General features: G+C 30.1%; 9 protein-coding genes. All 9 read right to left on the reverse strand.

Going from position 1 to position 9102, the window contains the following annotated elements; all coding sequences use genetic code 11:
• Positions 1-265 precede the first annotated feature (265 nt).
• Positions 266-1168, reverse strand: a complete 903-nt coding sequence (locus FGK85_RS13685) for a 3-deoxy-7-phosphoheptulonate synthase (protein ID WP_128753267.1) — start codon at positions 1166-1168, stop codon at positions 266-268.
• 154 nt (positions 1169-1322) lie between these two features.
• Positions 1323-2444 carry a type IIL restriction-modification enzyme MmeI gene (locus FGK85_RS13690; RefSeq protein ID WP_138207538.1) on the reverse strand — a complete coding sequence of 374 codons (1122 nt, stop codon included), beginning with the start codon at positions 2442-2444 and terminating at the stop codon, positions 1323-1325.
• Positions 2445-2921: 477 nt separating this feature from the next.
• Positions 2922-3830 (reverse strand): DUF4351 domain-containing protein, encoded by a 909-nt coding sequence (locus FGK85_RS13700; protein ID WP_138207542.1) that lies wholly within the window; start codon positions 3828-3830, stop codon positions 2922-2924.
• Positions 3831-4189: 359 nt separating this feature from the next.
• Complete coding sequence (locus FGK85_RS13705) at positions 4190-5611, reverse strand: RNA-binding domain-containing protein (RefSeq protein ID WP_138207544.1); 1422 nt, start codon at positions 5609-5611, stop codon at positions 4190-4192.
• Between the two features lie 159 nt (positions 5612-5770).
• On the reverse strand, positions 5771-6223 hold the full coding sequence (locus tag FGK85_RS13710) for a VanZ family protein (protein ID WP_243122891.1): 453 nt from the start codon (positions 6221-6223) through the stop codon (positions 5771-5773).
• A 172-nt stretch (positions 6224-6395) separates the two neighbouring features.
• Positions 6396-6602 carry a type I restriction enzyme HsdR N-terminal domain-containing protein gene (locus FGK85_RS13715; RefSeq protein ID WP_138207546.1) on the reverse strand — a complete coding sequence of 69 codons (207 nt, stop codon included), beginning with the start codon at positions 6600-6602 and terminating at the stop codon, positions 6396-6398.
• 314 nt (positions 6603-6916) lie between these two features.
• A complete protein-coding gene (locus FGK85_RS13720) occupies positions 6917-7216 on the reverse strand; it encodes a hypothetical protein (RefSeq protein ID WP_138207548.1) in 300 nt (99 codons plus the stop codon).
• A 205-nt stretch (positions 7217-7421) separates the two neighbouring features.
• Positions 7422-7850 carry a hypothetical protein gene (locus tag FGK85_RS13725; RefSeq protein WP_138207550.1) on the reverse strand — a complete coding sequence of 143 codons (429 nt, stop codon included), beginning with the start codon at positions 7848-7850 and terminating at the stop codon, positions 7422-7424.
• A 23-nt stretch (positions 7851-7873) separates the two neighbouring features.
• Positions 7874-8893: a restriction endonuclease gene (locus FGK85_RS13730; RefSeq protein WP_138207552.1), complete on the reverse strand. Its 1020-nt coding sequence runs from the start codon at positions 8891-8893 to the stop codon at positions 7874-7876.
• Positions 8894-9102 lie beyond the last annotated feature (209 nt).

A 9102-nucleotide genomic window follows, 5' to 3' on the forward strand; every position in this document is an offset into this window, starting at 1 on the left:
ATTAAATTTCATAATTATACAAACATACATTCTTATTGGACTGTATGCTTGTTAAGGTTACCCTTTTTTAAAGAAATCATTTCATTTTTCTTTTATTTTGTTCTTGACATATTACCAAATTGCTTATAATTCAAAATAACCGAGTTTCCTCGACTTCTGACTTGCACACCCCTTTATGACCCCTTTTGTTAATTACAGATTGAAATTTGTCACTTATTCCTTTCTACTCAAAAAATATAGGGAATAAATAAAACTATTTTAAATGCTATTCCAAAACAATGGTTTCCACATTAGAGGCACTCAACGCAGTAAGCAATACTGTGTTTTCAAGTGTTCCATTCCCTTTTGCTATATCAACTAAATCCACAAGATCGATGTCTCCATTTATCAGACCATAAACAATAGGGTAATAGTCTTTTACCTCTTCAAAAGCATCATAATCATATGCTCTAATATCCACCAGATCTTCTCCTACACGAATGCCTCGATAATCACCAGTTTCAGTATCAAGAACATAAGCTCTCTGGTCTTTTACAAGCCGATCAATTACTTGCTCGAAATCATTATTGATTGGGAAGTACACCATTGGAACTTCGTATCTATTACTAGTCAAATCGTTAACCATATATCCAATCCCATACAGGCTAACTTTTACTTGAAGCCCAGCTTCTATACCAGCCATTGCAGAACTACCAGACATTAAAGCAGGAATTCCTTCATCGTCAACCCAAATAATATCTCGCTGTGTATCCGAAGGATTATATCTTTTGGGGAAAATTCTCTGTGTAGTTTTTAAACCAGTACCAATCGCCTTGAATCGTCTGGCAGTAACTCCCCATGCATTTTTACGCCTCGAAAGTTGAAACAACTGTCTATTCAGATGTTCATCTTCTTGGCAACGTCTTACAAGGACAGCCTCTGCAATTTTTCCAAGCAAAGTCATGGCTGTAATATTTACATTGGAAACGAAGATCTGTTTTAAAACTAAACGATTATTTTGGTATGAAATATTTCCAATATCATCCTGTAAAATCTGTATTAATCCCCCACCTCGCACAGGAATAAGAATATCTGTAGAACGGCGTCCATATTGAAATTCATTATAAGGTTGCGATGATATCAGATTACCATTCCCATCTACTAGCCCAACAATTAAACTACTCTGCATCAAATTCCCCCTCTCCTGGATATGAAGATAAAAATTCTTATTTGTCTGTTTAAATTATACCTTATAAAGGATATGTAAAACCACCCTTAAATAAAAAATAGCCGAGATTTTCTCGACTTCTGCCCTGCACACCCCTTTTTAAGTTTGCACACCCCTAGGCACAATAACTTTTAGGGTAATTAAATTGTATCAATCTCTGTAAGATTATATCTAATATTCTTATTTCTTTTATCCTATTTAACATCTTTTTCAAGTAATTATGATTATTTTTATTTTTTTCAAATTCGTTAAGAAGATCATTGAGAAATAAATCATTTATGCTTTTAAGAATATTCTTTTCTGAAGTGTAAAATGCCCCAATATTTTTTCTCTTTTCCTCATCCATAACTGATTGAAACATTGATCCAAATATAGCAGGAGAAACTTTACTCCAATTAAAATAGCAGCATTTTAGTAGAAGTTTTCTCATATTACCATCAAATGAAGGGATAGCTAAAACTTCATTAAATAGCTTTCCATTAACATAAGGTAATTCTTTTAGTTCATAATCTAAATTTTTCTGCCTTTTTTCTATAGGTGTATCTAGTATCTGGAATATTATAGATAAATGCAATCCTAAATCTTCTCCATCTTTTTTAGTGTTATTTTCTATATAATCCCTAAAGTAGTCCTTAGTAAAAATGCCTGTATCATCAGCAAATAAACAAAACATAATCCTTACCAATAATCGTTCTAATGCATGTCCAGTATATCCACTTTCTTTTAAACTATCATGCAAATTACCCATTAATTCAGCTGCTCTAACGTTAACTGGATCTTCATCTATATATCTCTGTTTAACATATCCTGTCATGAAGCTGAATAAGTGAATATTTTTGTAAAAATCTACAATATAGAATTCATGTACACTATCCTCTTCTAAGTCATAAAGTCTAAATTTACTAAAATCCGAAACCAATACATATTTAGGCAATTCCGCTTCTTCTAACCCATAAAAATATTCCATCACTTGTGAGTATGCTTTATCTAAACTTTTACCCCTTGATTTATGCTCAACAATCAATGTACCCTTCCAAAACAAATCAATATATCCTCTTTTATTTCCTAATTTCTTAACAGGTTCCTCAAATGAAGCAACTCTTCTTCTACTGATACCAAATACTTTAAAAAATTCATTCCAAAATGTTTTAGATTCAGCAATTTCCCTAGTTTCATCCTTCCACTCTTTTGAAAATTCTAATGCTCTTTTTTTCATTTCATTCCAACTTAAAGTCATACAAATATCCTTAATATAATTGCTATATAATATTTATACTGTAATTAGGAATAAAATATTTATCTTAAGTAATTATTCTAAATACAATCTTTATATAAAAGAGAAACCCATATCTTTCAATTTCACCTACTGGATAATTTACTGGTAGCAAACACAACATTCCAGTTTATGTAACTTATTTTTGTATCTTCCAAATATACTTGAGTAATCCAGATTATTTTCCTCTTCTAAGCTCCGTATTGATTGGATAAGAATTTATACCCGCCTTCACCATTAAGATATGCTTGTACTATTTTTTTCTTAAATTCAAAACTATGTTTCACCAATAGAAAACCGACCTCCAATTATTAGATTTTTAGGTCTAACTTTTTGGGGTCGGTACATAGTTTACTTCATCTGTACATTTTGTTTTTTTATCGAATTACCGGTAAACATTACCCCAAAGATTTCTGACAAAAAAAGGATGTAGTCACTGCACTAAAAGTACTTCTCCACATCTTCAATTTTTTCTATTTCAAAAATATCTGTAGCTATTATGTCTATAGTTTCCTCAGGTAATTTCTTTATTTTTTCTTTATATTCATTAGGTACAGATTTGAATTTTTTAATAAGTTGTCTTATAAGAATATCACTCTTTCCATCTGCTTTGCCTTCTTTTATCCCTTCTTTTATCCCTTCTTTTATTCCTTCTTTTATTCCTTCTTTTATGGCTTCATCTCTTATCATCTTGCCTATTTCTGTCATGCTAAAGACCTCCTTAAATTTTCTTTTGGATACCTCATCTCCAAATTTATCAAATAAAGCATATAACAGTGTTATACATTGCGTTTTTTCATTACTTTCTGGTATTGTATCTGCTAATTCTATGCTTTCCAAAGTCCTTTTGCTTCTACTTTTATTTCCCCCCATAAGAGGTATAAAAGTTAAGGTTAATATATCTTCACCATTTAGTTTTTCCTTTTTTAATATTTTTTCTCTTAAATATTTCAGTTTTTCATCACCATTTAGATTTTTCATATAAAATGCTTCTATATTATATTTTATTGTACCTGCATCTATATATGTTTCTACCTCTTCTATATCAGCGGAATATATAACAATTGTCTTAACTTTCCTTTTTTCTTTGTAAAACAAGGAAGCATCATAATATAAAAATCTTTTTATATCATCTTTTTTATTAGTAGTTTGAAACTCAAAATGCAAGTATGCCCCATCCTCTGTATAGAATAAATAATCCGTATAATTAGTTTTTATGTCTATATTTTTAATTTCTGTTTCTGCAGGAGCAATTATTTTAGTATCGATTCCAAAAAACTTCACAGCATTATCTTTAAAAAACTCCATGGCCTTTTTTAAAACAGCATCCTCTACCTTATTATAATCCATTTTAATCTCCTCTTTCTAGTTATTTGTCATTACTTATTATTTCCAACTAGAAAAAGTTTATACAAACATTTGTTCATTATTTTTTAAAATTAATGTTATTAACCTAATTCTGCATAATCAGATACCTGGTATCCTACATATTAGCAAGTATTTTTTCAAGTAATATCAATAGCATAAAAAACACATAGATTAAAAGTTTATCCATGTGTTTTTGTTTTTTATTGAATTACTGGTAAAAATTACACCTCAAGAATCCTAGGAGATGATTGGAAATCAGCTCCTTGCTAAGCTGGACGTGCCCCCAGGGGTGCTGCCAGAAAAAGGCTGTAGTGAAACGGAAGACTTTTTCTGGTTGGTTGCTATTTATCACAATAATATTTTTGTTTTGGGCTCGTAGGTTTATTCGGTATTGTTAGTTTTAACAACCCACCTTTAACCAAAGGATTTAGTATTTTTGTTCTAAAATATCCCCTATTATTTAAATTCATAAATTTCTGCATTTCACCTCTGCTTCTTGGAACCTTACAAAACTCAAGTAACCTTTTAATCTCTCTGTCAGCTTGGTCGGTAACTTGGTCGGTAACTTGGTCGGTAGCTTGGTTAGTACCTTGTGGAATCAAAGGAATAACAGTTTTAAATACATCCCCTTCTATAAATGTTGGCTCGGCACCCGAATATATCTTGTTGTATTTATATATATTTCTAACTCCGGAGCCAAGCTCCTCAACCCATCCTATTTCCTTGAAGAACTTTGCAACCGTGGGATTTTTAGGATATGGTGAAAAACTATTAGGGTCTATAATTCCATTACCATGTGGTTTATTACTATTTTCAGTAAAAACCCTATCACCTTCTATCACAAGCTTTGCAGGATATGGATTTGAAAATTCCCTATGAATTAGAATATTTGATACTACTTCTCTGAATATCTTGTCTCTCAAACTTATTCTCTGATCCTTTTCTAAATAAAATTTATCATTTAAATGCTTTGCAATAAACTGCATAAGTCTTTCATAGCTATCGATCAAATTGGTTCTAATGTCATCTCTATCATCATAGCGATCCGTATTTTCTCTACGCAAAATAGCATCAGTTTTAAAGTGTGGTAAAGCAGAAAAAATTAATTCATCTTTGCCAAGAAGTAAAATTCCTGCTAAGGTAATACCTTCTTTTCCACTTTGTAAATCCTTCAGATATAATCCAGCACTCTTTAATAGTTCCATGTCATCCATTACCTGCCAGGGGTGGTTTGACCTTTGATTCGTAGCTAATTTTCTAACCTTAGTAAAAAGATCCCCTCGAAGTTCTGACATATTAGCAAACGGGTAAATTCGATTCTCAGTATAAGTACCCTGCTTTCTCATATATAACCCAGAAACAAGATTCGTATTATCAGTAATATCAATATCTCCATCTTCATTCCTGTCATATATCTTTCCATTACATCTATGAACTTGTGAGCTCTCCGGAACAAAGATATAAAGAATTCTTTTATTATCAAATTCGATATCTTCCACGGTCAAATAAAAAGTTGGACTAATTTTTAGCGGATTATTCATAGATGTTACAAAGTTCTTTTTTATATTATCAATAGCTTCTTTATCAATTCCAACAACACTTCCATTATCCTCAACACCAAGAAACAGATGTCCACCGTTACGATTTAAAAATGCACATACTGACTCAAATACATCTTTATTCAATTTGTTCTTACTTTGCTTAAATTCAACAGTTAAACTTTCTCCACCATTGAGAATTTCCATTATTTTTTCAATCTTCATATACAACATCAACTTCCACTCTAAATTTTACTTTACTTAAATATTTATAACTATATAATATATTATATACTGTTCAATATCAAATATAGATAATAAAAAATTTATGCCCATTATTAGCATAAAAAGGACATCCCCTCTCTCCAAGAAGACACCCTCCATTCACACCCTTTTCCTAATTTTATCAACAACCAACCCCATCAAAATCCCCATAGCAGCTCCAGCACTATCAATTAATACATCCTTCACTCCAGCACCTCTGCTAGGTACAAAAAACTGATGCAATTCATCACTTATAGCATAAATAATACAAATCAATAAAGCTATAGATTTATATCTAACTACACCAATTCTTTTCAAAACATTCATCACAAGTATTCCTAGAACTAAATATATAAAAAAATGAGCATTTTTTCTTATTATGTGATCAAATCTCACAATATCAAATTTGGTGTTTGGATTAACTTTATTTATAACTTTTATACTAATCTTTGTTATTACTGTACTCAACTTACCAGATTGCTGGGCTGGCTGGGATGAAAACTTAAAAATAAGTATCATCCATAAAATAATAGCTATATAGGATAAACCTTTAAGCATTTTTTTATTGTTCACTAGTTGCGACCTCACCAGCAGGATTTATGATGTATTTTCGAAGTCCTGCTGCTAGTATAATGGCTTTGCGTACTTTCATTTTAACTTCCTCCTATTTAAACAAAAGCTATCAAAATGTACTTTTTACAAGTTGATAGCTTTTCTTCCAGGGCAATTACTTTTTTGGTAAAATTTACTCCCCTGGGGTGCTGCCAGAAAAAGGCTGTAGTGAAACGGAAGACTTTTTCTGGTTGCTTTTGTATATGGATATACAAACATCTACCTTTCCTATAGTAGAAAAATTATTAACTTTATATTCAACATCTATAAGATCCTTAGGATATTTATAAGTATCCATTAATTCTTTAATTATCCACTGACGAACCTTCTCTTCCTCCAATTATAAAACATACCATATATCCCTATAATATTTGCTAACAATTACAATTACTGATAAATTACACTATATGTATTATATCATAAATTTTGTATGTTTTGAATTTTGGGAAGAATATATTTTATTCTTGCATGAGAGGGCAAATTCAGTTGCTTTATATATAAGCATTTTATGGTATTTTCTATACAAAAATAACACCTCGAGTAAACCGAGGTGTTTGATTATCTCAAAAGTAAAATTATTTCTCTTACTAAAAATTTTCTAAAATAAAAGCAATAGCTCTACTATCAACTATTGCTTAAGATATCCATATATTATTACCTCTCTATTATGCTATTACTATAATCACAGTAAGTTTCTTTTAGCCCTATATATCTTAAACGATTTTTTTCAATAGTTGGACATCCTGTACCATGTTTATTATGCCAAAAATGAATATTTTCACTTTTAGCACTGCCTCCTTTAGGTCTGATTGATAAAGTATTATTACAAATAAAACATGTAGGTTCAGTATTGAAATTTCGTTCTTCGCTATTTTTATCTATAAATTTTGTATTGCTCATCCATTCCCATATAGGATATATTATTCCGTCTTTTTTATTTAAAGCTTTATCCAATGAACTTCACCAAATTAATTGCTCTACATTATAATATATATTTTAAAATAACTTTTACATAACTATAAGTTTGTATGTATAATCCTATCTTGATAATAAATAAGTAATTTATATATTTCAATGCTTATGATTCTACTCCCACTTCTCTATAATATCTAATTTTCCTTTAGCAGGATTCTTAAATTATTTATTATATCATTGTAATTTATATATTCATTTCCTTGGAAGCATTATTTAAAACTTCATTTAAAATTTTCCTAAAGCTTTCAGGTAACTCCTCAAATAATCTTAATTCTATTCCTTGTATTATTCCTTTACTCTTATTGCTAAAAATTTCATAAAACTCTTTATTAGTAAAGTATATATATTTTTCCTTTGCTCGTATCTTCTCCATGAAGTAGCACTTAGCAAATAAACTATCTAGCTTTGCTGATGGTATATTACCACCTTTTATTTTTCCACTATGGTGACATACAAATATTACAATATCTCTATTATTTGAAACTCCTGTAAATTCTTTATAAGTATTATCTCCAATTCTAAGTTTCTGTTTACATAAATTTGTGCTAAATTCTTCACTTAATTTTTCTAAAATATACTCTGTAATCTTATTAAGTTTTGATGTATCTGCCATAACCATTCCCCCTATTCTCATTGTTATTCCTCTACATTTAACATCCATACCTTTTTTAACGGTATCTCTGTTTTTATATCCTCACTTAATTTATCATAATTTTGAAATATTTCTTCAATTATTTTTTTTGAATCCCACAAACGAACCTTAAAAAACTGTTTTGGAATTTCCTTTATAACAGAAGATTTAAAGCCATTCCATGAAACAAGCAATCCATAGTCTGCATTAAAATTACTCATAGTCCCTACTAGTTGATCTAATGTTGGTCTATCCACTGGATTATCTTGTGTTTTTACTTGAACACAAATTTTAGGAGAACTAAATCCTAAAGTATCACCAGCTGCTAACAAATCTACTCCATTATCTGCACCTTCTGGACTTCTATAAGTTGTAAATCCTTTTGCTTTTAGAATTTCGTTGATTAGTTCTTCCATTCTATGTCCCTTAAATTTTTGAATAATTCTTTCTGAAATTCTATCAAAAATAAACTCTTCTAAATCAATTGTTGTATTTTCATCATTATCATCCACTATATCCATAGCAACATTAGCTTTGGTACTCCAATTATTTTTTTGCATTTGTTTAATTCTCTCTTCTGCATTATTTCTGTATATCTTACAAACAGTCATAAATGCTCCAAGAGAATATAAAATGTCTTTATCAAATCTATCCCTTGGTATATCTAAAGCAAACCATTTTACTTTTCTGTAGTGATAATATGGACTACCTAATGATTCATCATATTCATAATCACCTAATATTTCTCCAAAATGAATTGTTCTGTTGATTTTACTTGGCAAAACAACCCAATCACCTTTCTTCATAGTGTGAGCAATTGGCCAAATTTGTGATGCCCAATTAATAGCTGTCTTTTCCTTTTCCAAATCATAATTTTCTAATAGAATTTTATATAATTCTTCTTTTGAGTGTATTGTATTCAAATTAATTTTTAAATCATCCCATGTAAGGTATACTCTATTATCACTTAGAAATTTATTTTCATACTCTCCGTTTTTACCTGCCCTAAAAAGCCAAATACTCATATAAACTTCTCCTTTTTTACTGTATTTATTACCTTGTGCGTAATATGCCAAATAACACACTATTTCATCAGAGATTTAGCATCTAAATTCCAGTAAAAATTTTATTTTTACTGGAATTGTATCTTTTTACATTTACTTAAAGGGCTGGTAAGCCCGCAGACCGATAGGTCGCAAAAATAGATACACTTACCCCTACCCCACGAAATCTT

This window comes from Haloimpatiens lingqiaonensis (genome assembly GCF_901447495.1).
Lineage (GTDB): Bacteria > Bacillota > Clostridia > Clostridiales > Clostridiaceae > Haloimpatiens > Haloimpatiens lingqiaonensis.